Genomic DNA, 25277 nt, shown 5'->3' on the forward strand with positions numbered 1-25277 from the left:
CGATAGAACTCTTGTTCAGCGCCCTTCGGGGCGTTTTTTTTTGCTTCGCATTCATCACATCTATGTTTAGAAAGTAATATTTCATCACGCCATTCACTCATAAAACCTACTTCTTTGATTTAATTAACATTTATGAAAATATCTTTATTCATGCTACTAATGGATTATCTAGTATTTATCTCAAATAATTATATAATTCCCGTAGCCGTATGAATGCAAGGAACTTGTCTTTGAACATCGCGAAAGTCGATCTCAATTTATTAGTGTATCTGGATGTTTTACTTCGTGAAGGAAGTGTCACCAAAGCAGCAAACCAACTAAGTATTACGCAACCTGCCATGAGTAATGGTTTAAAGCGTTTGCGTGATTTATTTAAAGACCCATTATTGGTGCGTACTAGCGATGGCATGACCCCAACAAAGCGCGCGTTAGAGCTGCGTCCTATTATTCGCGATGTGTTGAGTCGCTTAGAATCATCGATTCAACCTGAGATAGAGTTTGATCCGGCGTCAAGTGTGCGAACCTTTCGTATCATGACCAGCGACTATGCAGAATCTACACTGCTATTAGAGCTTATTGGCAAATTGTCAAAGCTCGCCCCAAACATTACTTTAGATCTTATTACCCCAAGTGATGTGACCTTTCACGATGTGGAACAGGGTAAAGTCGATATGGCGATTAATCGTTTTGACGAACTACCCCTATCGTTTCATCAAAAAGTGATTTGGTATGACACCTTTGCATGCGTAATTGGCTCAGACCACCCCGCAAAAGACAACTTTGATTTACAGGCCTACCTTCAGGGCCAACATATCTGGGTAAGTAAAACTGGATTTGGTGTCGGCGTTGGTATCGACCCTAACGAAGTACAAAAACTCGGATGGGTAGATGCAGAACTCATTAAAATTGGCAAACAGCGGGACATTCGTGTGTTTACGCGTCACTATCACGCGGCTTTGCAATTAGCTAAAACGCAAAACTTAATCGCAACCTTACCTAGCAAGGCGGCAAAAATATTTAAAGACGACCCAGCGATTACCGTCGTTCAACCCCCTTTCGATATTCCCCCCATTGCATTGAAGATGGCATGGAGCGCCTTACTGCATCATGATGCAGGACACATTTGGCTACGCAGACTGATCAACGAAGTTGCTGCGGAGATGACCGTTACCTAAACAAATTCAGCAGTATCTTTAGCCCGGCAACTGTGACGTGATAGTAACATTCATACAGGTTATGGTAAGAATACTTAGCATACACTCAACTTTACGCCGCGACTTGATACACTGAAGGCAAGATTGAAAAGTTGCTTTGGTTTAACGGGAGATAACAACAATGGCATATATCGAAAAAGGCCGGCTGAAAATAGCCCAAACACTATATTCGTTTATCACCAAAGAGGCGCTACCTGCCACAAATGTCGATGAAGAAGATTTTTGGCTAGGGTTTGAATCTATTTTAGACACATTTACCGACCCCAATACCGAGCTATTGCAAAGGCGTGATGAGTTACAAGGCGCAATTGATGAATTTCACACGCACAACAAGGATGCTGACTTTGCTCAATACAAAGCATTCTTAACCGAAATCGGTTACTTATGCCCAAGTGACGAAGATGTGAAAATATCTACCCGCAATGTCGATGTTGAAATAGCCCATATCGCTGGCCCACAATTAGTGGTCCCTATCAACAACGCCCGCTATGCTCTCAACGCAGTTAATGCAAGATGGGGTAGCCTGTATGATGCACTGTACGGGACCGATGCACTCCCCATCACAGACGAAACCCAACAAACCGGCTCATACAACCCAAAACGCGGGGCGGCCGTGGTTGCGAAAGCACGAGAGTATTTAGACATTATTGCGCCGCTCAGTCATGGCAGCCATGTGAACAGCACCGGTTATTTTATCGAAAACGGACAGCTAGTGGTGGTCCTTTCAGACAGCACAAAAGCTCAACTTGAGAAGCCTCTGCAGTTTGCAGGCTATCAAGGCAGTGTTGACGAACCCAGTGCATTACTTATAAAACACAATGGACTTCATGTAGAAATCCAAATTGATGCGCAACACCCCATCGGTAAAACCGACCCTGCGCATATAAAAGACTTACTCGTTGAATCTGCCATTACGACCATTATGGACTGCGAGGACTCAGTTGCTGCAGTCGATGCTGAAGATAAAACACTGGTATATCAAAATTGGCTTGGGCTAATGCGAGGCGATTTAAAAATCGAACTTGAGAAAGGCGGCAAAACGCATGTGCGTAAAATGCAGTCTGATCGCATGTATACCACAACCATCAGCGGAAGCTTGACCTTGTCGGGGCGCAGCTTAATGTTTGTGCGAAATGTTGGTCACCTTATGACTAACGACGCCATTTTGTTTGATGATGCACCCATTTATGAGGGTATTATGGACGGCGTTATCACCAGTTTGATTGGTAAACACGATTTGCTCAAAAACAGTCCTTTTGAAAATAGCCGAGCGGGCAGCATTTATATCGTTAAACCCAAAATGCATGGGCCTTATGAAGTTGCGTTTACCAATGCTCTGTTTGCCAGCATTGAAGATGTATTAGGACTCGAGCGTAACACCATAAAAATCGGCATAATGGATGAGGAGCGTCGCACTAGCTTACATCTAAAAGATTGTATCGGCGCAGCAAGAGAGCGTGTGGTATTTATCAATACTGGATTTTTAGACCGTACAGGTGATGAAATCCATACCTCCATGCTAAAAGGCCCATTTGCACCTAAGGCAGAACTCAAGGCGAGGCCATGGCTAAGCGCTTATGAAACGGCTAACGTGGCGACAGGCATTGAGGCGGGTTTAGCTGGCAGTGCACAAATTGGCAAAGGCATGTGGCCAATACCCGATCAAATGGCCGCCATGATGGAGGCCAAGATTGGACATCCACAGTCAGGCGCAAGCACCGCATGGGTGCCCTCTCCTACTGCTGCGACCTTGCATGCTTTACATTATCACATGGTCAATGTGGCAGATGTTCAACATAGTTTGAAACAACAGCACTTCGACGGCATCGATACCATTTTGGATATTCCGATGCTCGAAGAAGGCAGAGTACTCAGTGAACAAGAGATTCAGCGCGAAGTCGATAACAATGTACAGGGAATATTAGGCTACGTGGTTCGTTGGGTGCATCAAGGGATAGGTTGCTCTAAAGTACCAGATATCAATAATGTAGGCCTAATGGAAGACCGCGCCACCTTGCGCATCTCGAGTCAACACCTTGCAAACTGGTTAGAGCACGGCCTAATTAGCGACGAACAGGTAAATGACTCGCTACAGCGCATGGCAAAATTGGTTGATGAACAAAACCGTTCAGACAGCGAATATATTCCCATGATGCCTGATTTAGACAATAGCATTGGCTATCAAGCAGCCAAAGATCTTATCTTTTTAGGGAAGTCGCAACCAAGTGGTTATACCGAGCCGCTGTTACATCAGCGTCGCAAAGAAATGAAGGCCAAGCAATTAAGCGCAAATTAATTAGGGTTTACGGTTGACCCAATTGACAAACAAGATTACATTCACACTACTTTAAATAGGAGAATTAGCGCATGACGAAAAATCTATCATCAATTAATAGAATTTCTGCGTCTGCTATCCTACTTCTGCTCCCTTTGGCGAATTTGGCGCACGGGTAGCCTGAATCAATCAAACAAAACCCGTGTTTATCGCGGGTTTTTTTATGGCTGAAAATACAACACACCGTTAATCATACAAAACGCACAGCAAGCGAAAAAAGGTGACAACATGAATGACCGGGTAATAATCTTTGACACAACACTAAGAGATGGTGAGCAAGCGCTGCCAGCAAGTTTGAGTGAGCGCGAAAAACTGCAAATCGCACTGATGCTTGAACGTCTCGGTGTGGATGTGATTGAAGCCGGTTTCCCAGTGTCTTCTCCTGGTGATTTTAAATCTGTCCAGTTAATCGCAAGAGAGATTAAAAACGCCACTGTTTGCGGTCTCTCCCGCGCATTAGAAAAAGATATTGATGCATGTGGTGAAGCGCTTAGCGTCGCCGACAACTTCCGTATTCATACGTTTATAGCAACCTCCGACATTCATGTAGATACCAAACTTCGCAAGTCACAAGACGAAGTGGTAGAAATGGCCGTGCATGCTATCAAACATGCCCGTCGATATACCTCAGACGTTGAGTTTTCTTGTGAAGATGCCGGACGCACGCATATCGACTATTTGTGTCGCATGGTAGAGGCTGCGATTCATGCTGGCGCAACCACGGTCAATATCCCTGATACCGTCGGTTACACAATCCCTTCAGAGTTTGGCGGCATCGTTGATGCCCTTTTCAATCGCGTTCCCAATATCGACAAGGCAATTATTTCAGTGCATTGCCACAACGATTTAGGACTTGCTGTCGCCAATTCACTGGCTGCGGTTCAGGCGGGGGCACGGCAAGTAGAATGTACCGTTAACGGGGTTGGTGAGCGCGCAGGTAATTGCTCACTAGAAGAAATTGTGATGACGCTTAAGACCCGCGAACAGCTGTTAAAATTGCAAACGGGCATCAAAACAAACGAAATCAGTAAAGCCTCAAAGCTTGTGAGTCAGCTTTGCAATATGCCGGTTCAAGCAAACAAAGCCATTGTTGGTGCAAATGCCTTTAGTCACTCATCAGGCATACACCAAGACGGCGTGTTAAAAGGCCAAAATACTTACGAAATCATGACCCCTGAAAGTGTCGGCATAAACAAAAATGTATTAAACCTCACGTCTCGCTCCGGTCGCCACGTGATCAAACACAGACTTGGTGAACTCGGATATAAAGACGACGAGTTTGACTTAGATGCTGTATATGCCTCCTTTTTGCGCTTAGCCGATAAAAAAGGACAGGTGTTTGATTATGATCTTGAAGCGCTACTGTTTTTTAACCAACAAAAACACGAAGATGCGTTTTATTCACTGACTTACCTGCATGCCACTTCAGGACAAAACATCATTCCGAGCGCAACGGTTACCATACAAGCAGGTAATCGCAGTATTACACAAACATCCATCGGCAATGGTCCGGTAGACGCGGCTTATAACGCAATCATTGCGGCGATTGACGGCGATGATTTAGAAATTGTCGATTTTAAGCTCGACTCAAAAGGCGAAGGAGCAGATGCCCTTGCTCAAGTTAGTCTAATTGTTGAATACAAACATCGGCGTTTCAACGGTATTGGGCTTGCCACTGATATTGTAGAAGCCGGCGTTAAAGCTTTTATCTTTGTACTTAACAACATGTACTTAGCCGACCAAATTGATCAACAAAAACAAGAGAAGATAGCAGGAGTATAAAATGAAGTGCCATAAAATAGCCGTGTTAGCTGGAGACGGCATTGGACCAGAGGTCATGGTCGAAGCGAACAAAGTGTTGGATACTGTTGCTAATAAATTGGGTTTTGAACTACAACGAGAAGCCTATCCGGTAGGTGGTTATGCAATAGACCATCATGGCGAAGCACTTCCCAAGTCGACTCTAGCGGGCTGTGAACAAGCAGATGCTATTTTATTTGGCTCTATCGGCGGGCCTAAATGGGATTCGTTACCCCTTGAGCAGCGCCCGGAGCGCGCCGCCTTGTTAACCCTTCGCAGTCATTTTGATTTGTTTAGCAACCTACGCCCCGCTCGCATTTATCAAGGCTTAGAGGCGCTGTCTCCCCTTCGTAACGACATCGCAGCAAGCGGAGTTGATGTTCTTGTAGTGCGCGAACTAACATCGGGCATATACTTTGGACAGCCAAAAGGCTTAGAAGGTAGCGGTGAGCAAGAAAACGCTTTCGACACCATGCGCTACTCGCGCGCTGAAATTCGCAGAATTGCCCACTCGGCGTTTATTGCCGCTTCTAAACGCAACAACAAAGTTACCTCTGTAGATAAAGCTAATGTATTGGTAAGTAGCCGTTTATGGCGCGAAGTTGTTGAAGAGGTAGCAAAAGAATACCCCAATGTTACCTTGGAACATATTTACATCGACAATGCTACGATGCAGCTAATATGCAACCCCGCTCAGTTCGATGTACTGCTGTGTTCTAATTTGTTTGGTGACATACTGTCGGACGAATGCGCGATTATTACCGGCTCAATGGGTTTGCTGCCATCGGCGAGCATAAACTCCACTGGCTTTGGGCTTTATGAGCCAGCGGGCGGCTCTGCGCCTGACATCGCGGGAATGGGAATTGCCAACCCCATCGCACAAATACTCTCTGCAGCAATGATGTTACGTTTTTCGCTAGGAGAAGAACAAGGCGCCAATCTCATTGAACAAGCCGTTGTAAAAACATTGTCAGACGGTATCCTTACAGCAGAATTAATGCCTAAAGACGAACGCGTAAATACGAAATCAACCGCTGATGTGGGTGATTACATAGTCAAACTAATAGAGGGTAATTAAATGGGCAGTACGTTATATCAGAAAATTGTTGATGCACATCTTGTCGACAGTCTAGGTGAGGACCTCGTTTTATATATTGACCGACACCTTATTCACGAAGTGACCACGCCTCAAGCATTTGCCGGCTTAAATGAAAAAAATCGTAAAGTGCGCCGTCCTGATCTGACTTTTGGCACCATGGACCATAGTATTTCAACCCGTTCTCTTGCCATCGATGCATGCGGCCCGCAAAACGCGTTGCAACTAAAAACGTTGGCTGCCAATTGTGCACAGCATGGCATTGAGCTTTATCCTATGGGTCATAAAAACCAAGGGATTGTGCATGTCATTGGCCCGCAATTAGGGCTTATTCAACCCGGTATGACAGTGGTTTGTGGCGACTCTCACACCGCTACTCACGGTGCATTTGGTGCCCTAGCCTTCGGTATAGGCACCTCTCAAGTCGAGCATGTATTAGCCACTCAAACCCTCAAGCAATCTCGCGCAAAGAGTATGTTGGTCAAGGTAGACGGTAAACTCGGTCTAGGTGTTACGGCAAAAGATATTATCTTGGCCATCATTGGCAAAATAGGTCATGCGGGTGCAACGGGTCATGTGATTGAATATGCAGGGAGCGCGATAAGGGACTTGTCGATGGAACAGCGCATGACCATTTGTAATATGAGTATTGAAGCGGGCGCCAAAGCAGGCCTGATTGCACCAGATGAAAAAACATTTGCCTACATCGAGGGCAAAGAGCATGCACCGAAAGGCGAAAAATGGCAGCAAGCCCTTGCATATTGGAAGACACTTTACTCAGACGACGACGCGGTGTTCGACACTGTCGTTAACTTGGTTGCTGAAGATATCGTACCGCAGGTCACATGGGGAACTAATCCTGGCCAAGTAATAGGTGTGAACGACTCGGTGCCATCGCCAGATGATTTTGACGACCCAATTGTTAAAGCGTCAGCAAGTAAAGCCTTAAAATACATGGCACTGGAACCGGGCCAAAAGTTAACGGATGTTGCTATCTCTCATGTTTTCATCGGTTCATGTACCAACAGCCGAATTGAAGATCTGCGTGCGGCTGCAGCAATTGCTAAACATGGCAAAGTAAAGCCTTCCGTAACTGCGATTGTTGTACCAGGCTCTGTTGCTGTTAAGGCACAAGCCGAGCAAGAAGAGCTCGATAAAATCTTTATAGAAGCGGGTTTTGAGTGGCGTTTACCTGGCTGTTCAATGTGCTTGGGTATGAATGATGATGTACTGCAAGAAGGCGACCGCTGCGCCTCGACAAGTAATCGAAACTTTGAAGGAAGGCAAGGTAGAGGTGCTCGCACTCATCTTGTAAGCCCTGAAATGGCTGCTGCTGCCGCAATTTCTGGTACCTTTGCAGACGTTAGACGATTTGGAGCATAACATGGCCGCAATTAATATCTTAACAGGGCGCGCTGCGCCACTAGATCAAGCAAACATAGACACCGACCAAATCATCCCAAAGCAGTTTTTAACCGGCGTCACTCGCACCGGTTACGGCAAGCATTTGTTTCATGATTGGCGGTATTTAGATACCAACGAAAGTGTTCTAAACCCTGATTTCAGTTTGAATCATGAGCAATATCAGGGCGCCAACATTCTTCTGACTCGCGAAAATTTTGGCTGCGGTTCGAGCCGTGAGCATGCGCCATGGGCCCTAGCTGATTATGGTTTTAAAGCGATTATCGCGGTTAGCTACGCGGATATTTTTTATGGCAATTGCATCAACAATCAATTACTCCCTGTGGCGCTAAGTTCTGAGCAAGTGGACCAAATTTTTGCAATACTACAGCAAGACAGTAACACAGAGATTATGATTGATTTACCGGCTCAAACGGTAACCGTTAGCGGGCGTGTCTTCCCATTTGAGATTGCTGCGCATCATAAAGAAAACTTACTCAAAGGTCTTGATGCGATCGGTCAAACCTTAGAGCTAGAGCGTAAAATTGCAGATTTCGAGGCAACTCGGCAAATTTGGCTTTAAATTTGTCGTCTGGTGTCGATAACGTAATTAGCACAATACACAAAAATAATTACTTACAGGAGTAAACGTCCTCGGCGGTCCTTTACTCCTAGGAAGCAGCATCGACCATGACTCAAATCGTTTTAATAGAAGATGTCAAAATAGGCATGTACTTAACTCGCATACATGAAAGTAATGAGAACCTTCAGGTAAAAAGTCAGGGGGTCATAAAGTCGAGTAATACGATTGAAAATCTCAGGCGTCGTGGTGTCGTGTCAATTGAGATAGACGATGAAAAGTCTACGCACCTCGCTCATAAAAAGAAAGAGACGCCACCTAAAGTTCAAGCCGAGACTGCCAACACAGAAGCGGCTGTCGAAAAACAGCCTTTTCAAACACTCAGTATTGACCAACAATTAAAGCATTTGGCGTCGGCCGATAGGCTATATACCCAGGCCCGTGAGCAGCAAGCCCGTTTTGTAAAGCAACTAAGAAGCGGTGAGTCACCCGATTTTGATAAACTTAACAGCACTGTTCAAGACATTATTGACTCAGTATTTGAGAACCAAGAAGCCCTGAGCTGCTTAATTATGCTCAAAGAAACCAACGACTATCTCGTTGAACATTCTTTGAATTGCTCCATTTTGTTGAGCCTGTTTGCCACCCACCGAGGTTTTGCGCCATCAGAGGTTGAAGACATTACCCTTGCCGGTCTACTGATGGACATTGGCATGGCACTGTTGCCTGCGGAGTTAAACCAAAAAGAAGGGCAGTATACCAATGCCGATATTACGCTCATGCGCACGCATGTGGATATTGGCAGCGAAATCGTTGAACGATATGCAGACTTACCCGACATCGTTCAAGAAATCATTATGAATCATCATGAACGTATTGATGGTTCGGGATATCCTAAGCAAAAGACAGGAGACCAACTGTCTGAACAAGTCAAAATGGCTAACATCGTCGACGCATACGATGCATTAATCAGCAATAGGAACCATCGTAGCTCGAACTGTGCGCAAGACGCGTTGGAAAAAATGCTCGACGACCGTGGATTTGATACTGAACTTGTGCACTCTTTTATTGAAGCGATTGGCTTGTATCCAGTGGGCTCATTAGTGCATCTGCAAAGCGGGAAGCTCGCGATTGTGGTGCAAAAGAATCGAAGTCAACCGTTGAAACCAACCGTGATGGCGTTTTACAGCATCAGGGCTAAACATCATACGGAAACAAAAGTCATTAATTTAAACAAATCCAACGACAAGATTTTAGGCGCGGTGCGACCTGAAGAGTTCGAAATCAATCTACCGCGGTTTTTCCGCACAGTTTTACTGAATCACTAACGGATTTGATGCTGCGCTACCAATCCGATAGCGCATTCATCGTAAATACTTCCCCTTGAAAGGTTAACACTATTTTTTCGGGTGCTATTTCAACAATCGATAATCCATTGGCTATTTCGTTTCCCTCAGATAAACGTCGACCGTTTACCCTGACCCATCTATCTAACGGATTTGAAGCATAAATATGTACGCTAAAACTCATCGCGGGCATTTGTGTGAGAACCGACGCAGGCAGTTGATCGATTCTTACGGGCTCAGCACGCTCTTGTGATGCGCCCTCATCAAATTCATTGTTATCGATAGGCTCAACCACAGGGCGCGTAACGGGGATCAAGCCTTGTCGCTTAACTTCTTCAAGCATGTCGTTTAACAATGACTCATCACGAGTTTCATTTGAGGCGCGCGACTGCGCTTGCTGGTCTACTTGCGCAGCAACTTGGTTTACCCGTTGCAATAGCGCTTGTGATAGCCCCTCATCAGGCGTTGTATCATTATTGATCACGTCTTGTGACGCCGGCACAGAGTCTGCATTTTCTTGCTCACTTGAAGGGGCGTTGTAACCTAAAATGGTTTCTCCTTCATTTAAAATGATGCCGTTTATACTTTGTAGCTGTTGAGGGTTGTCTGATTCATTCGTGGTTTGAGCAACGCTCTGGGAGCTTGCCACCTGAGTTTGCTGGTCGTCTTCGTCTTCGTCTGGTTCAGGTTGTACCGCTTGCGTTTGGTTATTTACAGTAGCAGATTCATCTTCCACGGTATTATCCGCCGTAGGCACAACGGGAGGAGATGGCGTCTCTTCTAGCATCGCATTAACAGCGCCATCCATGACCTTCACACTTTGTACCGTCTCGCTAGCAGCAAACCACTTAGGTAGCTGCATGAGAGTAAAACCAGTAGCAAACCCTAGCAACGAAATGACCAATAACAATGCATAGGGCTGGGCATAAAGCTTCCATTTTGAAGGCATATCGTCAATTGCCGGCATAAACAAAGACCGATGAAATTGATGAGATAAATTTCGATCCGCTGTTGAAAGCTGCTTGTCCGATGCCATCATGCGCTGAGTTGGGCTTAGTGATTGACTTGGCGAAGGTTCCATTGTCGGCTCGTCGTCAATACTTACGCTTTGTGCTTGGTCGACTTCTAAGAGGATCACGCCCATTTCTGAGAGCCCCTTAACCATTGCGTCTGACTTCACCATTCCCACGCGCCTAATTTTTACCGGCCCGTTTTGTTCTAACACCTGAGTGACCATCATGCCAGGCTTTAGGTCAGCTATTGCGACTGCTTTAAGCATAAACGCCCCCAAACACCACTCCAATAAATAGCGCGCCAAGAAATGCGACGATATACCTTAGTTTCCACCGGCTTTGCTGGCGTTGCATGACAATATCTTCACCGAGCACTTGAAAGCTCGCCGAAATCATCACTTGATGGTCAATAATGGGGCGTTGGAGGGAATACGCTAAGCTCAGTGCGCGATCACACAATAAATTGATGACCCTTGGAATACCCCCTGAGATAGAAAAAAGTAGCTTTATCGCCGCACGCGAAAATGGGCTTTGATGCAAATTGGCAACCGTTAGCCTATGTTCAACATACTGCCCTACTTCCTCTTGAGTTAAAGGTAGCAAGTGATAGCGGGCAGTCACTCTTTGCGCTAATTGACGCAGCTCGTTACGCCTAAGCAATTGCTGCAACTCAGGTTGACCAATTAGCACCACTTTGAGTAATTTTTCACGGTTTGTTTCTAGATTGGTCAGTAGTCTTAACTGCTCTAATACTTCTGGAAGTAGATGCTGCGCTTCATCGATGATTAAGACGGTATTGATGCCGTTATCATGATTATTCGCAAGTTTATGCAGTATTTTGTCACTAAAGGTTTTTAACGAGGCATCGTTTTTGTCGTACTTAATCGCTAATTCATCACACACCGTTGCCAATAATTCTAAGGCCGACAGCGTAGGATTGAGAATGACCGCTGTTTGTGTATCAGATGATAGCTCCTGCATGAGCTTTCGGGATACCGTCGTTTTTCCCGTGCCAACTTCGCCGGTCAACATGACAAAACCACCTGACTCTTGTAAGCCAAAGTTCAAATGAGCTAAGGCCTGCTTATGACGTGTGCTCATAAACAAATAGTCAGGATTAGGGGCAATTGAAAATGGATTATCAGTTAATCCAAAGTAGCTTAAGTACACTGCTATTTCTTATACAAAAAAGAAGATGCCGTTACGGTATCATGAACGCGGCTCGAGTCAACAATTGTGCATGACAAAACAAAGGGAAAAGCCCAACCCTATTAGGCATTCACCGCTCAATCTAAGCACGCATAAAACAGGCAATGCCAAGCAAAGTAGTGTACACTCGGCGCCGTTGGTAGATATGCCGATTGTACTCCAATAAAATCGGCATTATCACAGCATACACGCACCATTATCACTTTGTTTTAGTTAGGATATTTTCATGTTTTCACAGTTAGAATTGGATGACGAGCTTTGTCGTGCAGTTGCCGAAATGGGATACGCCAACCCTACCAGTATTCAACAGCTGGTTATCCCCGACGCTATGGAAGGTTATGATATCTTAGCAAGTGCACCTACCGGTACCGGCAAAACTGCTGCGTTTCTCCTACCGGTTTGTCAGTATCTGCTAGACCACCCAAAACATACCGAAGGCAGCGCCAGAGCCTTAATCCTTGTGCCTACACGAGAGCTCGCCAATCAGGTCGCAGAGCAGGCCCAAGCCATTATTAAATACACCGACCTTAGTTGTGGCGTGATCACCGGCGGTATTAATTATGGTACTGATCGCGCCGTATTAGAACAGCGTCCCGATATTATGGTAGCTACCCCCGGTCGTTTATTCGAACACATTGAAAAAGAAACCTTTGACTGCAGAGACATAGAATCCTTGGTGCTTGACGAAGCTGATCGTATGCTCGATATGGGCTTCTCATCTGTTGTTTATCAAATTGCCGCCGAAGCAAGATGGCGCAAGCAGAGTATGTTGTTCTCAGCAACACTTGAGGGCAGAGGTGTGCGTGAGTTCTCAAGAGATTTACTCAATGAGCCAAAAACATTCGATGCAAACGCCTCGCGAAAAGAAAAAGCAAAAACACTGCAGTGGTATCATCTTTGTGATGATTTAGCGCATAAAGATGCGTTGTTAGAGCACCATCTGCAGCATAGCATTGAATCTTGTATCGTCTTTGTGAAAACCCGTGAGCGCTTGCATGCCCTAAAAGACAAGCTTATGAAGCAGTTCTCACTCGCCTATTTACAAGGGGATATGCCACAAGACAAACGCAATGCAGCGTTAGCAAGCTTTAAGTCGGGTGACGTAAAGATTTTAATCGCAACCGATGTTGCCGCCAGAGGCATTGATGTACCAAATGTTAGCCATGTTATTAACTATGATATGCCGCGCGGCGCTGATGTTTACGTGCACCGCATTGGCAGAACGGGTCGAGCAGGCGCAAAAGGGATTGCTATCTCTCTCATTGAAGCACATGACTATATTTGGGTAGGCAAGATACAGCGATACACTAGCGAGAGTTTCAAGCCTCGAGTCATTGATGGCTTAAAACCAAAGCACAAAGCGCCAAAGTTAGTAAAAAAGACCAAACCTAAAAGTAAAGCGAAGCGTAAGAGTAAGGCATCATCCACTAAAAAGCGCAACCGTTAATGAATCATAAGCTGGTCAACGATCAAATAGTGTTAGCGACTGGAAACAAGGGCAAAGTTGCCGAGTTTTCTTCACTATTTGAGCAATATCGTATAAGTGTATCTCCCCAATCTGAATTTTTGGTGAGTGATGTCGCAGAGACCGGTTCGACCTTTGTAGAAAACGCAATCATTAAAGCGCGCCACGCCTCTCGTGAAACCAACCTCCCCGCCATTGCAGATGACAGCGGCTTGGTAATAGATGCACTTAAAGGTGCCCCAGGCATATACAGCGCGCGATATTGCGGGCAGCACGGCAACGACGTAGGGAATTATGAAAAGGTTTTGCGCGAACTAGAGGGACAACACAACCGCAGCGCGCGTTTTTTATGCGTATTGGTATTTATGCGTTTTGCTAACGACCCTACCCCAATTATTTGCCAAGGCGAGTGGCATGGTAAGATAACCACGGCGCCTAGCGGTGATGGCGGCTTTGGATACGATCCTATTTTCTTTTTGCCGGAGCACAACTGCACAGCCGCAGAACTAGACAAAAGCGTGAAAAACACTGAAAGCCATCGTGCAAAGGCACTTAAACAATTAATGGCGTCTTTTTCTGACCATTTATAACACTAGCCGCAGTGAGCATCAGACATAAATGGTAACCCCTCGCATTCCTCTTTCACTCTACGTACATATTCCGTGGTGTGTACAAAAATGTCCGTATTGCGATTTCAACTCACACCAAATGAAAGGGCAAATTCCAGAAAACGAATACATCGGCCATGTACTTGACGATTTGGCAAACGATGTGGCGAGCATCACCCATAACGGTGAAATTCGTGATGTTGAAACCATTTTTATTGGTGGCGGTACCCCAAGCCTATTGAGCATTGAAGGCATGCACCGCTTAATGCAGGGTATTGCACAACGCGTTCCGCTAGCGAAAAATATTGAAGTCACTATGGAAGCGAACCCCGGCACAGTCGAGGCGGCACGTTTTACAGGATTCCAAGATGCCGGTATCAATCGAATTTCTATCGGGGTTCAAAGTTTTCAAAAGGCACATTTAAGCAAATTAGGCCGAATACATGATGATGAACAGGCTCGTAAAGCCATTGATTATGCCAAACAATTAGGGCTTCGTTCTTTTAACACCGATCTTATGCATGGTCTACCTGAACAAAGTATTGAAAATGCCTTAAGCGATCTCAAACAAAGTATTGGCCAAGAGGCGCCGCATATTTCTTGGTATCAGCTAACCATAGAACCCAATACATTGTTTTACTCAAAGCCACCCGTATTACCCACCGATGACGTTTTATGGGATATTCAGCTGCAAGGACAAGCGTTGTTAGCGCAAAGTGGCTACCAGCAGTATGAAATTTCTGCCTACTCAAAGCCCGGGCATCAGTGCCAACATAATTTAAATTACTGGCGCTTTGGCGACTACCTAGGGATTGGGTGTGGAGCACACGCTAAAATTACCGACTTAGACACCGGCATAATTACCCGTAGCGAAAAAGTGAAGCATCCGAAAGGGTACATGGACCTAGCAAAACCGTATTTGTACAAGCAACACCGTGTGCTCGATAGCGATATGGCCTTTGAGTTTTTTATGAATCGGTTTCGCCTCATTGAGCCATGCATAAAAGACGAGTTTGAATGGTTGTGTAGAAGGACTCTTAATGAGAGTGAACGTTATCAGTTAACAAGCGCGGTTGATCAAAACTTACTTGAGGAAACCCCACAAACCTGGCAAGTCACCGAATTAGGAAGACGCTACTTAAATACTTTATTATCAGAGTTTGTATAGCGCTTTGCAGGTTATGGGTTGCACTGCATACAATACATAGCAGGCGCAGTTTGCGAGGTCTGCGCTTCGGGCTCTACAAATCCACACTCATCACAACTGGGCATGACGGGCTTAAGCTTAGTTGTATCGCTACCACACCACTCACACGCTAGATAGGCTTTTTCTGAGCTCGGTTTTGCAACAAAATTCACCGCAGAGCACTTTGGGCAATGACTGGATAAACAACGAATCAAGTCCTTACAGGCCATCTCAATTGTTGTTTGACGCTCAATGCAGTACATAGCCCTAAAATCAGGTTCAATGATGCATGGCCAATGCTTAATACTAGCGAGCAACTCTCTAAAGCTGAGCCCCTTTAACCACTTGCCATCTTGCTTTAGCATCCACTTTTGCGCATCTGCATACTGCTCGATAAAGGGTTGCATTTGTTCACCTAACGCGACTTCATCCTGCGCTTCGATAGCACGCAAACTGATGTATTGCTGTGCAAACCCAATTACTTGTAAATCTCGCTCAGTATCGACAAACGCAAGCACCTCTTGGTTTAAGGTTGCCCCCGCAATAGTGCCATTGAACGAACCCTCACTGCCAAGCCCTTGCGTTTGCCCCGTTAATTCACAGGCTAAATAGGCTTTTTTTAAAGCGGTTTCTACCGGAGATAATACGCGTGGTACACGTTGGTCAAAGGTTCCGAGTTTATCGGTATCAAAAGCATCGGTTTGTAAAATAGCAGTGTCAAAAGCGGCCGCTAACAATGGATGAATAACCGATTGTTTTTCATGTTTTGTAAGCAGTGCAACCTGACGGTTCAGTGTAAAAGGCGTTGAGCCCATTGAGACTTTCCAAGCATAGCAATGTGGTTAAGAGTATAACGCGAAATAGCCTAAAAAGGCTTAATGAAGTTAATAGCTACTCGGTTGCAAGCTTTGTGCGCACGAGTCTAACAAAAAGGCTTCTGTCTTTTGCTCTTAGCGAGGTCGTAGCGTTAAAAAATCCCACCACCCATGCTCTTTGTGGATCTCTAACAGAGGGAGTCGATGTCCAAAAATCACCGGCCGGTGATTGAGGAAATGACGCAGTGTTAAGTGAGGGGTCAACACACGCTCGCTCGGTAATCACCGCTAATTCTTTGATGTTTGGTAAGCGCCAATTCTGCGAGCCTTCAAAGTCATATGCCACACTAACTTGCAATGCTTCTTGCCATGTCATTGCCCTTGCATCGCCAGAACAGCTTGTGCCGTCCCATACTTGGCCAATGGCACAACGCATAAACACCAAACCAGTAGGTAAATGTAAAATATCGCCCGATTCATCCGACTCAAATAAATCGCCGTTAGACGTCTCTGGTACCCCGTTTACACATTGCGCGTCTTGTGCGTAGCTTATCTCACTCATTAAAGCTAGTAGCGCCCAGCATGCCACTAAAAACCATCGCTTCACCTCAAACTGCTTCACTGTTGTTGCCTCCTTCCTGCTCTCACTAAACGGAGTCTGTACTCACCGGATTTGTTTAAAAAATTGTCCACACCACTTGCAAAATCAATGGCCCACGCGTTGCGTGCTACATCAGAAGACACCCCATCCGCTGATGACTGACGTGTCCAGTACCACAATTGACCGTCAACAGGCGTGCCAGGATTTATAAAATTATCGGTGTCGATTAATGGGCCTTGCAACTTGCCGTAGTGCAAAATCGACTGCATCTCATAGTGGGTGGGAATACGCCAATCAAAGAAACCGCATAACCCAACTTGATTTACCGTATCGACGAACTCAGTGGTATTGCATTGCTCACTGTCAAGATTGCAACTTTGACTCGCTTCATTGCGTGAGCCGGCAAAATTTCCGTTCTCTTCTTCTTGAAACCAAGTGAAAAACTGCTCGGTATAATGCAACGCATTGACGTCGTCTTGCGTTTTCACTTCCCATACTAGGCCGGTTATGTTGTCTCTTATACAGCTAAAAGAGAGGCTTTCATCATCAACAGGATCGCCGTTACTGTTCAAACGGGTAAAATCAAATCCAACATCACCACGACCCGTTTTATCAATGACCCCCGACGCGTTGATGCGATCCAGCCCATACTGTGCATCTTGGCCAGGATAGCTTGTTTGATATTCAGCGCTCACATTCTCTGACGTAGCGCTAAGTGTGACACCCGTGTCGTTAACTGTGGTCAAAGCTTGAGGGAGTACTAGCACGTCAACGGTATCAACGTCTTGATTGTCGAACCGGTCAATGATACCAAGCTCAAAGGTAATAACAGTGGGAGTCATGACTAATGGTGCTTGAGCAAAGGTCTCAAATACCGCGACATTATTTATCATCAGCGTATCTGTATAGGAATGACGCCATTGAGCAGTATACGGCGATGCATTCGGTGCAAGGCTCTGAGCACTTCCCATAAGCGCGATTTGCTCCCCTGAAAACACGGTCATAGGCATGCCTGCTATGGCATCTGGCTGTGTGCCCTGCTCGCCTAACAATGTAATAGATGCGCGCGCAATAGACTCTCCACCTTCTTGATCCGTGACGGTTAACATTAACTCAATATCAGATGTTTCGAGGGTAACCGGTGTGGTAAATGTGAGTACGGATAAGGTGGTGTCAACGCCAGATAAAACATCTTGCCCGGCGACTTGTTGCCACATATAAGCGGCAATATCGGCATCAGCTGTTTGTGGGTCGGAATCAAAGCTCGCGCTACCATCTAGCACTACTTGAGTATTTACCGGAAAACTTAACGCGGGATAATCGTCGACTTGGCTTACTGCAATCGACGCAACAGGCAGTGCATTAATAGGTAGGACGGTGAGAATGAATGTGTCTCGTCCTTGCTTGCCGTCTTCGTCGGTGGCAATTAGGGTAACTTCAAAACTGACGGATTCTGTCGTAACAGGCGCAGTGAGAGTGGCGTCTGGCGAGCTTGAAGAGCCTTGCTCAATCGCAATACCGTCAGGCGCGCTCCAAGAGAACGTATATACCCCCGAACCACCACTGGCAGCGCCTGTAAGAGAGGCTTGTTCCAGTTCATTTACCGTGATACTCGCCCCTGCGGTAACTAAAACAGGCTCCGTGGGTAAGCGAGGCTCACTAGCGCTATCGCCTCCACCACATGCACTTAGGCAGGTTATCATGAGCAAAGTAAACGAGATTCTAATCAACATCATAATTCGATTTTATATGCCACAACGAATACACCGTTGCAGAAATAGGTTAAGGAACACAATCTGTTAAAGCAAAACACAGACCAAGTTGAATATTATGAGAATTTATTTGGCGCGCTGCTCGTTTTGCTCGGCTTCTTTAACTTGCAGTGAAAGCAGCTGTTTTTTGGCCGATGCGGCATCTGTCATGTCGTAAACCATCATGCAAATATGCTCTACCTGACCTGTTGCTGAAACTAAAGGCGAAAAGACGATGTTTTGGTACATATAGGGCGCGGTGCTTGTGATCGGACGATAGTTTCTAAATTTGAATAGATAAGGACGCTGTTCCCATACGATAAATGCACGTGTACGCAAGTCAAAAACACTTTTTACCTTTTGTTCAAACCACGGTCTGGAGATGTCTGGATATAGAGAGAACAATGATTTATCGCGCACGTCTGAGGGTAAAAAGCCAGAATGCGCTTCCATAAAGCCATTCCATACCTTGATTTCAAACTGTCGATTAAACACTACAATACCAACGTCCACTGTTTGGATCATATCCATCATCCAGTGCATTTCTAGCAATTCATCTAAGGCTTCATTTCGCGTTGAATTCGTCATAATCAATCCTCTAACAGATGCGCTAGCTTAGCGTTCATCATTTCCATGGAGTCTTCTGTGAATAGCAACACTAGGTCGCATTGCACATTGAAGTTTTCTAAACCATAGCTCAGTTCAATTGCCAGAGTTTTACGCCACATACTCTTGTTCGCGCTGATCAATTCTTGCACGCTTTGATGTTGGCCAAGCACCACCGGATGACCTTGTCGAAATTGCATGTCTAACTGACCTGCAATGCCGCGAAGGCATGTTCCAATTAGGATGCTGGCAACATCCATTAACAGCTCAAGCTGCATTTGGTCGTCTATTGTGCCCTTTATTTGCATGATCTCAGCCATGTCAGTAAAGCTTGAGTCGCTCAATACACAAAGTGCCTCCCCGCTAATCCCATCACCTAAAAATCCTTGGCACACACCAGAGGTTGTTTCGTGAGTGTCTATATCAGATAGCATCATGTGCAGTTCCGATACTTCAATTAGGTTAACGTTTGGAATAGGCAGTTTTACGAAAACATTCATTGTTTGAGCAAGATGCGCACCTGCTTGCCCCATGGCAACATTTGCCACCTCTTGATAACAATCTCTGATCCCTTCTTCAATTTCTGGTTCTGGTCCTTGGCTTTCTTGTACTTTTTGCAGCATGTTGTGCTTTTCAAGCAACGCGCGCAGCTCGTCAGCATTCACTGGTTTTTGAATAAAATCTACTGCGCCAAGTTTTAGCACGCGCTCACGAGCCTCTGGCTGAATGTCGCCAGAAATAACGATAGTCGTGGTATTAAGCTGCTGATCTTGTATGTGTTTTAAGGTTTCGTATCCATCCATTACCGGCATGTTCAAATCTAGCAGCAATAAGTCGCCCTTATTGTCACAGATTGCATCTAGCGCCTCTTCGCCATGTTTGGCAAAGTGAATATTGCGTTCAAAATCTTGCGGCAAGCATTTAGCCACTTGCTTACGCGCAACCATTGAGTCATCGCAAATTAATATTGATAGCATACAAACCTTTATGTCGTTATCGAATTGCAGAAAGAAGGGTTCTCATAAAAGCGTATCGGCATTTACAGATGTTTCTTTACTGTAAAACGCAGGAATATTGGTGTGCCGAAAGGGGCTAGCTCAGTAAACGTAAAAGCGTTTAAGATGAAAAAAGTAAAGGAAGGACGATAGCAGTCACAATGCCATTAAGGCAAACAGCTAATGTGGCAAACGCAGCGCATACTTCTGAGGTAGTCACTGCGCGAGAGGTTCCCACAGCATGAGCAACCGTGCCTAAGGCAACCCCTTGAGCCATATGTGATTGATTAGACGTTAATTTAAATACCCACGGAGCAAAAATTGCACCGATAATACCGGTTACGATGACAAAAACAGCGGCCAAGGAGGCGCTCCCGCCAATCGATTCAGCGGTTCCCATCGCAAGAGGAGTGGTAATGGATTTTACTAACATGGTCATTTGCAAATTCAAGGGGGTTTCAAACGCATAAATAGATAACCAAGCCAGCAACGGAGCGATAGTACCCCCTACCAAAATGGGCACAATTACGCGCCAGCCCATGCGCAGCAAAACGTGCAATTGGTTATAAAGCGGAACCGCAAGGGCAACCGTTACTGGCCCAAGCATAAATGCTATAAACGATACATGTTGCTGATAAACTTGATAATCCAAATCAACTAAGAACAATAAAGCGATTATGCCAATGGTGCTGCCCACAAGAGGATGTAAGAGCGGGTGATAATGACATTTTTGATAAAGTTTCAGACTTAAGATATACGCCCCCACCGAGACGCCTATCCAGATCAAAGCGAGCAAAATATCACTTACGCTATCAGTCATGGGATTGCCCACCGAGTAACTTATTGCTTAACCATGACGTGATGAATAAACTCAAAACCGTTGTGCCTATAATGGCGCAAAATAGAGCGACTGGAAACGCAAGAATAAGTGAGAAATAACCAATAATCCCCACCATTGCCGGTATAAAGAATACCACCATGTGCCTAAGTAAGGGGGCAGTGCTAGCGGCTACCACTTTAGGGACCCGTCTTAATACTAATAAAACGAGCAATAACATACCTATGCCTAACAGCGCGGGCGGGAAAGACAGCTCAAAGTATTTGATTATAAAGTCTGATAATAAAAAGATGCTAACGAGAATGACAAGGCCCAGGAGAAACTGAGCCGTAATAATGAGTTTAGAACGTACTCTCTTGGTGAACGGTAATGAAGTAATCGGTTCCTTGCTTGGAATAGTCAACTTTATACTCTTTGTTATTCAGGGTTTGTACAAATAGCAATCTGCGATAATCACCAAACACCTCTGGAGAGCCAATATCAACTTTTGCTACATCCATACGTTTGGCTTCTAATTTGTTTTCAGGCACAACCCCATTGTATAGCTCGATGCCATTATGTACTACCATTAATACAGGGTCTTGGCGACTATTTACAATTAGTAAGTCTACCTTACGTTGCTTGTGGATAATGGTGTTTCGTCCACTCAACAAATATGGGTCTTCTCTCATTCGCACTCTCCAATAATGCGCAATGCCATGGATAAAACATAGCAAAAAAATAGATATCTTGCATATTATGACGGCAGGAGTTCCGCAAACTTTAGTATTTGCAAAGAGTTAGGATTATTTTTTAAAAAAAATATGGCGCCAAGGTGACATAAATGCAAAAAATCATTATACTGCGCACCGCTTCACTTAGTGGCCCGATAGCTCAGTTGGTTAGAGCATCCGACTCATAATCGGCAGGTCCCCTGTTCAAGTCAGGGTCGGGCCACCATTTTTCTTATACCTTTCATCGAGTTATTTCAGACCGGCCGATTTTATGGATTTGGGTCTTGATTCATTTTTTCTGAAAAAATTGTTGTGCACATTCCCGCTCCTCTGCACAATTAATGAATGGTTGTCAGCTGTTCAATATGGGGCGTCATTGCATCTACGCAAAGAATTATAAATCTTGAGGAATAGAGCTTTTGCGCCTTGGAAGCGCAACAATAGTGTAAATTGGTATTCGACTCTTCAATCTGAGGCAGCTAACTTGTCCATTCCTGCTAATGTCACTCCAACAAAAAAAGCCAGTGACTTTGTCACTGGCTTCAAAAACTGATTTTAGAGAGCCTTAGATTAGAACTCGTTCATATTGCTATCTACTTTGTAGCTTTTCTGCGAACTCTGCAAGCAATGCATGCCGCAGCTAAAAGTAGAAGGGCGTTTGGCGCTGGAACGTCAGTAGGCGGTGGCGGAGGTGGTGGATTTACAACAGTGCTTCCGCTTGTCACAATAGTCAACGTCCAAGGTTGCGCTGGAGAAACAACTCCTGCCGATAACTGAAAATCCCAAATCGCTCCAGAAGTTGTTTTACTAAGTGCGCCGGTTTCAGGACCAAAACTATCAAAAAACGAAGCTACAATATTGGCGCCACTGGTGATTTGATTGAAATTGTCGTCAAACAGATTTGCAGCGTTATTAAACAACGCTGCTGTCATTCTCTGACCAATATTTGCATCGTCAAACGTTCCGGCGAACGATAAAGTAATGCTCTCGACTGTCAATCCATCAACTTGAGTAAATCTAATTCTATCAGTTTCAGCTGGAGGAGTTTGGTTGATACTTCCTGAAATTTGATTTATCCCACTAACCAAATCAACGTTGGTTGAGCCAATTGCGTCTAAATCACCATCACTACTTTCATCATAGATAATGGTAGCCGATGCAATATGCGTAAACATGATTACCGATGTAAATAACAATGCTTTAGAACATTTGCTTACTAGATTGTTTTTCATATTACTCTCTTTTGTATTTATAGTCACAATAGCCGATGCATAAATCACACCTAATAATAATAGCGTTTAGAAACAGTGCGTTAAAAAATGAAAAGCAAGGATTGAAAAAAACATGTAAATAAAGCTGACGCTTTATATCAATAAAATGTAAGTAAAGCCTGTATATTTGGTCTCTTTTCACTAGAATCTACTTCACAAATCACCAACTCTGAATCTCGAAGTAACGGTAAACTATAGCAATCTACCTAAGGAGATTAACAGCAGCCGCTTTATGCTCAGGCGCTAAATGCGCATACCGCCTTGTCATATCTAAATTCCCATGCCCCATCAGCTCTCGTACTATGTTTAGATCAACGCCTGCCATCGCTAACTTACTAGCCAAGTGATGCCTCAAATCATGAAATCGAAAGCTCTTAATCCCAGCACTTTCAATCAGATTTCCCCAGCTTTTTTGATATCAGCTAAATGCTTACCAGCGTCACCTTCAAACACGCATACTGAAAAGGTTTTAAATACTTTTTCAACATCAAATCGCCATTGAGAAAGAGCTCGTTTTGCATTTTGATTGAGTGGGATATGTCGAGACTTGCCAGACTTTGCGTCTGCCCCTCTTATAGTTATGTGGTCGTTAACCAAATCCACATTTTCCCATCGAAGCGAGAGATGCTCGCCTTTTCTTAAACCATTATTCATTGCGAGAATCACGATTGGCTCCAAGTGATCTGCGTAGTAAAAATCTCTTAATTTAGGCAAAAGTGGGTATTTTCTTTGCTGCCAAAATAGATTAGCGATGTCCCTTTCTACTTTTATGCGCTTATCGCGCGCCCTGAGAGCCTCTAACAGGCTCTTTTCTTCTTTTTGGTCCAAGTATCTTGCTACAGCGTTATCCACTCTTAGAGATTTAACTTTGTTCAAATAGTGACTTTTTATCAATCCCCATTCCACAGCTCTACTCATAGCGCCTTTTAATGGGTTAACATAGCTATTAGTCGTCGCGGCTTAAACATTTATGTTTAAAGTTTAATGTTGACTGTACAAGCACCTACCAAAACCGTAGAGGTCGAGCCTTATTTTCTGACGCTAGACTTGGCTTGGGTGGATTGGGTTTATTAAAAGGTTGCGCCATTGATATGCTAACTGCGTGGATAATATTCGTTTGAGTTTAGCCATATTTGGCATTAACACAAATATATATACTATTTTTAAAGAGAGCTAGGCTACTAACCAAGTTAGCACCTAGTAATAATGGCTGGTTAATTTTTAGTATATTTACGACGCATAACGAGCGTTACTAATCCTATTATAAACAAACCAAAAGCCGCAGGAGAGGATGCTGCGACCGGAAAATCACTATATGTAAATTCGAGTGTATACCGCCCCGAAAATTCTGAAGTTGACCGCACCCTACATAAATCTTCATCATCATCACAACGGCTAATACGTGCGGAGGCATAGTTTGTACTTCTGAGTACAATAGAGGTATCAATGAAACCTTGTAGCAGAGATCCGTTGGTGATGTTTAGAAGGATACCATCAAGATATCTTGTGTTGCTGCCAAAATCAGTGCAATTCCCATCACCATCGCTACACCTTAGGTACTCTGAAGCAAAATTCGCTGGCGAACTACCTAAGTTCGGTGATAACAAGTCAATTGAGTGCCTAGCGGCAGCATAACCATCGCCACTTACGTTGTCTTCTGCAAAAAATCCAGTTGAAGGATCGTAGATATCTAACCAACCCTCGACTGACGCAGTGGTGTCATATGATATTTTTACCGATTCCAATATACCTATCGATGAATCGAAGCCAGCGAATGTATTTTGCGCGTATATCTCTCGATCGTTAAAGCGTGGCGTCGTCTGGTAACCGACAGAAACGGAATTTGTACCTGTAGAGAAATTTTGACTAGACGTAATTAACGATGCAGAAGCGTCATCAATAAACAGCAGGCTACCAAGTAGCATGATTGCTAAGGTTGCATTTTTATTTTGTATTTTCATTTTTTTTCCTGGTGGTATAAATATACTGTGGCTAGTGTTATCGCCGCTTAGCACTGTCACTTGACATACCTAATCATCAATACAATAAACATGCGCTTGAGGTGTGTTAAGCATTAATTAAGCCAGAGTTTAAGTGTTTACAATACATGGAGTTATGGGGCAGGTGTTTACAGATTTTAAAAACATGTAAATAAAGCTGACGCTTTATATCAATAAACATGTAAATAAACCACCTGTATGAAACCAGATTAATACAACTGACTATGCTATATGACAATTGCACAAATTGCTCGACTCCCTATTAAATGAGTTGAGTGAATTGAGAGTCTAATGCTCGCAAAATGAAAGCAGAAATTTTATAACAAGTGCTGTAGTAGGATCTAAATGAAGATAGCCAACTGTCCCAGTTACAGGAGCCACTCGAAATGACAATTATCATTCACAAAAAACTCGTAGACGTTTTTATAATTAGC

24 protein-coding genes and 1 tRNA gene are annotated in these 25277 nt (G+C 44.5%); 11 read left to right on the forward strand and 14 right to left on the reverse strand.

Annotation, left to right across the window (positions count from 1 at the left end; translation table 11 throughout):
• Positions 1-230 precede the first annotated feature (230 nt).
• The 7 genes from KJ365_RS16105 (at position 231) to KJ365_RS16135 (ending at position 9754) form a co-directional block, all read left to right on the forward strand.
• Positions 231-1175, forward strand: a complete 945-nt coding sequence (locus KJ365_RS16105; protein ID WP_214452701.1) for a LysR family transcriptional regulator — start codon at positions 231-233, stop codon at positions 1173-1175.
• 160 nt (positions 1176-1335) lie between these two features.
• Positions 1336-3510, forward strand: coding sequence for a malate synthase G (locus KJ365_RS16110; protein ID WP_214452702.1), 2175 nt, complete (start codon positions 1336-1338; stop codon positions 3508-3510).
• Between the two features lie 267 nt (positions 3511-3777).
• Positions 3778-5331, forward strand: a complete 1554-nt coding sequence (gene leuA / locus KJ365_RS16115; RefSeq protein ID WP_214452703.1) for a 2-isopropylmalate synthase — start codon at positions 3778-3780, stop codon at positions 5329-5331.
• 1 nt (position 5332) lies between these two features.
• Positions 5333-6427, forward strand: a complete 1095-nt coding sequence (gene leuB, locus KJ365_RS16120; protein ID WP_214452704.1) for a 3-isopropylmalate dehydrogenase — start codon at positions 5333-5335, stop codon at positions 6425-6427.
• Complete coding sequence (gene leuC, locus KJ365_RS16125; RefSeq protein ID WP_214452705.1) at positions 6428-7828, forward strand: 3-isopropylmalate dehydratase large subunit; 1401 nt, start codon at positions 6428-6430, stop codon at positions 7826-7828.
• Between the two features lies 1 nt (position 7829).
• Complete coding sequence (gene leuD / locus KJ365_RS16130) at positions 7830-8429, forward strand: 3-isopropylmalate dehydratase small subunit (RefSeq protein ID WP_214452706.1); 600 nt, start codon at positions 7830-7832, stop codon at positions 8427-8429.
• A gap of 107 nt (positions 8430-8536) precedes the next feature.
• Positions 8537-9754 (forward strand): cyclic di-GMP phosphodiesterase, encoded by a 1218-nt coding sequence (locus KJ365_RS16135; protein ID WP_214452707.1) that lies wholly within the window; start codon positions 8537-8539, stop codon positions 9752-9754.
• A 16-nt stretch (positions 9755-9770) separates the two neighbouring features.
• Here the strand turns inward: KJ365_RS16135 and KJ365_RS16140 are convergent, their stop codons facing one another.
• Together KJ365_RS16140 and KJ365_RS16145 are read right to left on the reverse strand one after the other, a co-directional pair.
• Positions 9771-11051 carry a general secretion pathway protein GspB gene (locus KJ365_RS16140; RefSeq protein ID WP_214452708.1) on the reverse strand — a complete coding sequence of 427 codons (1281 nt, stop codon included), beginning with the start codon at positions 11049-11051 and terminating at the stop codon, positions 9771-9773.
• Positions 11044-11955 (reverse strand): ExeA family protein, encoded by a 912-nt coding sequence (locus KJ365_RS16145; RefSeq protein WP_214452709.1) that lies wholly within the window; start codon positions 11953-11955, stop codon positions 11044-11046. The genes KJ365_RS16140 and KJ365_RS16145 overlap by 8 nt, the downstream gene beginning before the upstream one ends.
• Positions 11956-12220: 265 nt before the next feature.
• Between KJ365_RS16145 and srmB the strand changes: the two genes are divergently transcribed.
• The 3 genes from srmB to hemW are packed head-to-tail and all read left to right on the forward strand — an operon-like array spanning position 12221 to position 15235.
• Complete coding sequence (gene srmB, locus KJ365_RS16150) at positions 12221-13441, forward strand: ATP-dependent RNA helicase SrmB (RefSeq protein ID WP_214452710.1); 1221 nt, start codon at positions 12221-12223, stop codon at positions 13439-13441.
• Positions 13441-14049, forward strand: a complete 609-nt coding sequence (gene rdgB, locus KJ365_RS16155) for an RdgB/HAM1 family non-canonical purine NTP pyrophosphatase (RefSeq protein WP_214452711.1) — start codon at positions 13441-13443, stop codon at positions 14047-14049. The genes srmB and rdgB overlap by 1 nt, the downstream gene beginning before the upstream one ends.
• A 28-nt stretch (positions 14050-14077) precedes the next feature.
• The gene (hemW, locus tag KJ365_RS16160; RefSeq protein ID WP_214452712.1) at positions 14078-15235 is read left to right on the forward strand and encodes a radical SAM family heme chaperone HemW; all 1158 of its coding nucleotides are present in this window, start codon (positions 14078-14080) and stop codon (positions 15233-15235) included.
• Between the two features lie 11 nt (positions 15236-15246).
• Here the strand turns inward: hemW and KJ365_RS16165 are convergent, their stop codons facing one another.
• The 8 genes from KJ365_RS16165 to KJ365_RS16200 form a co-directional block, all read right to left on the reverse strand.
• Positions 15247-16068 carry a DUF6671 family protein gene (locus KJ365_RS16165; protein ID WP_214452713.1) on the reverse strand — a complete coding sequence of 274 codons (822 nt, stop codon included), beginning with the start codon at positions 16066-16068 and terminating at the stop codon, positions 15247-15249.
• 76 nt (positions 16069-16144) lie between these two features.
• On the reverse strand, positions 16145-16690 hold the full coding sequence (locus tag KJ365_RS16170; RefSeq protein ID WP_352109440.1) for an Lcl C-terminal domain-containing protein: 546 nt from the start codon (positions 16688-16690) through the stop codon (positions 16145-16147).
• The gene (locus KJ365_RS16175; protein ID WP_214452714.1) at positions 16687-18402 is read right to left on the reverse strand and encodes an Lcl C-terminal domain-containing protein; all 1716 of its coding nucleotides are present in this window, start codon (positions 18400-18402) and stop codon (positions 16687-16689) included. The genes KJ365_RS16170 and KJ365_RS16175 overlap by 4 nt, the downstream gene beginning before the upstream one ends.
• A 105-nt stretch (positions 18403-18507) precedes the next feature.
• On the reverse strand, positions 18508-19008 hold the full coding sequence (locus KJ365_RS16180) for a PAS domain-containing protein (protein ID WP_214452715.1): 501 nt from the start codon (positions 19006-19008) through the stop codon (positions 18508-18510).
• 2 nt (positions 19009-19010) lie between these two features.
• Positions 19011-20003 (reverse strand): response regulator, encoded by a 993-nt coding sequence (locus KJ365_RS16185; protein ID WP_214452716.1) that lies wholly within the window; start codon positions 20001-20003, stop codon positions 19011-19013.
• A gap of 139 nt (positions 20004-20142) precedes the next feature.
• Positions 20143-20841 carry an LrgB family protein gene (locus KJ365_RS16190; RefSeq protein ID WP_214452717.1) on the reverse strand — a complete coding sequence of 233 codons (699 nt, stop codon included), beginning with the start codon at positions 20839-20841 and terminating at the stop codon, positions 20143-20145.
• Positions 20834-21262 (reverse strand): CidA/LrgA family protein, encoded by a 429-nt coding sequence (locus KJ365_RS16195; protein WP_214452718.1) that lies wholly within the window; start codon positions 21260-21262, stop codon positions 20834-20836. The genes KJ365_RS16190 and KJ365_RS16195 overlap by 8 nt, the downstream gene beginning before the upstream one ends.
• Complete coding sequence (locus KJ365_RS16200; RefSeq protein WP_214452719.1) at positions 21201-21530, reverse strand: hypothetical protein; 330 nt, start codon at positions 21528-21530, stop codon at positions 21201-21203. Before KJ365_RS16200 ends, KJ365_RS16195 begins: the two co-directional genes overlap by 62 nt.
• A 191-nt stretch (positions 21531-21721) precedes the next feature.
• Here KJ365_RS16200 and KJ365_RS16205 point away from each other — a divergent pair.
• Positions 21722-21798: transfer RNA gene (locus KJ365_RS16205), tRNA-Ile, on the forward strand.
• Positions 21799-22165: 367 nt separating this feature from the next.
• On the opposite strand, the gene KJ365_RS16210 is transcribed toward KJ365_RS16205, so the two are convergent.
• The 4 genes from KJ365_RS16210 to KJ365_RS16225 all read right to left on the reverse strand — a co-directional run bounded on the left by KJ365_RS16210 (position 22166) and on the right by KJ365_RS16225 (position 24804).
• Entirely contained in the window at positions 22166-22804 is a 639-nt protein-coding gene (locus tag KJ365_RS16210) for a hypothetical protein (RefSeq protein WP_214452720.1), read from the reverse strand.
• Between the two features lie 241 nt (positions 22805-23045).
• Complete coding sequence (locus KJ365_RS17075) at positions 23046-23198, reverse strand: tyrosine-type recombinase/integrase (RefSeq protein ID WP_352109442.1); 153 nt, start codon at positions 23196-23198, stop codon at positions 23046-23048.
• Positions 23199-23236: 38 nt separating this feature from the next.
• Entirely contained in the window at positions 23237-23761 is a 525-nt protein-coding gene (locus KJ365_RS16220) for a tyrosine-type recombinase/integrase (protein WP_214452721.1), read from the reverse strand.
• A 296-nt stretch (positions 23762-24057) separates the two neighbouring features.
• Complete coding sequence (locus KJ365_RS16225) at positions 24058-24804, reverse strand: choice-of-anchor E domain-containing protein (protein WP_214452722.1); 747 nt, start codon at positions 24802-24804, stop codon at positions 24058-24060.
• Positions 24805-25277 lie beyond the last annotated feature (473 nt).

This window comes from Glaciecola sp. XM2, from assembly GCF_018595715.1.
Classification (GTDB): domain Bacteria; phylum Pseudomonadota; class Gammaproteobacteria; order Enterobacterales; family Alteromonadaceae; genus Glaciecola.